The 1,169-nt window shown below is 40.7% G+C and carries 2 protein-coding genes; both read left to right on the top strand.

Annotated elements, in window-relative coordinates:
- Positions 1-260 precede the first annotated feature (260 nt).
- Positions 261-770, top strand: a complete 510-nt coding sequence (locus tag A3766_RS20830) for a hypothetical protein (protein WP_068509424.1) — start codon at positions 261-263, stop codon at positions 768-770.
- Between the two features lie 108 nt (positions 771-878).
- On the top strand, positions 879-1,169 hold a 291-nt coding region (locus A3766_RS20825; protein ID WP_197479654.1), incomplete at its 3' end, for an SMI1/KNR4 family protein.

Genomic DNA, 1,169 nt, shown 5'->3' with positions numbered 1-1,169 from the left:
TTAAGCTTTTCAGGTACATTTTAATTTGTAGAGGTTTCGTTGGTGGTGTGTTCCTAGGGAGTCCGGTAAAGTCGCCATCTAGGGTGTTTTTGTCTCTGGGCAAGTACAAAGGTTTTAACGTGGTGTTTGGTGTAGTTGGGTGTTCTAAAACATCTAACCAGTTCATCAAACATCACTCCGGCCACAAAAACACGTGGCCTACGTTGGACGCACGATAGAGCCGTGCGCCGTTTATAAAAGCGTTATATTCAGGGAATGTTATGCGCACAAGTATCTATTTAGTCTTAGTTTTACCAATGATGTTATTTGTTGGTTGCAGTGGCTCATCCTCCGAGAGCTCGAACAAAGAGGTTGTCGGTGTTTGGCTGTCTCCGTGCGTTATTACTGGAGGCCGTATTGCTTTGTATACTATGACTGTCAGCGAAAACGAAATAGTCTATGACTATGTGTATTATTCCGGTGAATGTGAGGAAGAAACTGGTTTAACTTCTACCGAGATTAAGTCGTATCGTACTGGCCAATATATTCTTACTGAAAGTGGGAACAGCGCGTTAGAAATTGATATTGATATCTACTCTGATGGTGAGTTTTTATATACAAAAAAAGATATAGTTTCAGTAATTAATGGGGTGCTCTATTTTGGGATCCCAAGTGAGCTTGACGGTTGTGACGAAACGGAGCTTGTTAGCCTTGGCCCAACAGTTCGAGAGTTTTGTAATGGTCGACCATTTAAACTAGATTTTGATAGCCCCTTTAACTACAGAATATAACCAGTTTATCAAACATCGTTTCGGCCACAAAAAAACGTGGCCTACACTGGACGCGCAAAGTGACGCGCGCCGTTTATAAAAGCGTTATATGTTTGAAGAGCCATGAGCATGGAAGAAATTAAAGAAATCGTAAAACACAATGTGGAATGGTTGAAGGGTGTGCACCCTGAAACAGAAGAAGATCTGGTTTCTTACGAGTCAAAGCTTGGTTTTAAACTGCCTACTAGCATGAAATGGCTTCTAAATAATTATGGATACTCAACTGCTTGTGGTGTTGAGAATCTTGAAGAATCAGTAATTCAAACTGTAGAGTGCAGAGACTCAATAAATCTCCCTAACAACGTACTTATTATTAATGATTGGGGAGATGGAGGTGTAGTATTCTGTATTGCGGATGAT

The sequence above is a fragment of the Oleiphilus sp. HI0132 genome (assembly GCF_001635845.1).
The sequence above is the reverse complement of the archived record's forward strand: the minus strand, read 5'-3'. Positions and strand labels throughout refer to the sequence as shown.